The organism is Craurococcus roseus, assembly GCF_039523795.1.
Taxonomy (GTDB): domain Bacteria; phylum Pseudomonadota; class Alphaproteobacteria; order Acetobacterales; family Acetobacteraceae; genus Craurococcus; species Craurococcus roseus.
In genome coordinates, this window is record NZ_BAAAFZ010000079.1 from 1 (window position 1) to 629 (window position 629).

At 79.3% G+C, this 629-nt stretch carries 2 protein-coding genes; one reads left to right on the forward strand and one right to left on the reverse strand.

What is annotated here, in order from left to right:
• Positions 1–189: hypothetical protein (locus tag ABD067_RS22330; protein WP_343897617.1), on the forward strand; the 189-nt coding region annotated here is incomplete at its 5' end.
• Positions 190–211: 22 nt separating this feature from the next.
• Here ABD067_RS22330 and ABD067_RS22335 read toward each other — a convergent pair.
• Positions 212–629, reverse strand: a 418-nt coding sequence (locus ABD067_RS22335; protein ID WP_343897618.1) for a c-type cytochrome, incomplete at its 5' end; no start/stop codon positions are given.

Sequence of the window (629 nt, forward strand, 5' to 3'; positions counted from 1 at the left end):
GGTGTGGCGCTGGCCGCGCTCGGCGGCGTGCTGTGGGCCGCGCGAGCCGCGCTGCGCCGAGCCGCCGCCGATGGCGGCGAGGAGGAACCGCGCTTCTCGCTGTGGCTCTCGGCCGCGACCGCGGCGTTGGCCGCGTTGGCGGTGGTGTTCCAAGCGATCCCGGCGGCGCTGGTGCGCGCCTGCGGCTGAGCCGGGAGCGCGCCGCCGCTCCTCAGCCGCCCGGGCGCCCTTGGCCGTAAACCGGCGCCGCTTCGCGCGGGCGCATGCGGGCGTCGTCCCTGGGGCCGGCCTGCCCCGGGGCGAGGGGCATCCCGGCCGGCACCGCCTGCGCTCGCGCCGCGCCGAGGGTGTAGAGGTAGGCCGCCATGTCCCGCGCCTCCGCTTCGGTCACGCCGAGGTTGGGCATGGCGGAGCCCGGCGAGACCGCCTGCGGGTTCACCAGCCAGGGGACCAGGTTCTCCGGCGTGTTCGGCAGACGGCCGGCCACGTAGCCTCGCCGCGCCCACTCCGTCAGCGGCGGGCCCACCCAGGCCACGGCGCCGCGCAGGCCGGGGATGACGTGGCACGACCCGCAGGCGTGCGTCCGGAGGGCCTCCCGGCCTCGCTCCGGCGCGCCGCCCGCCACGCGC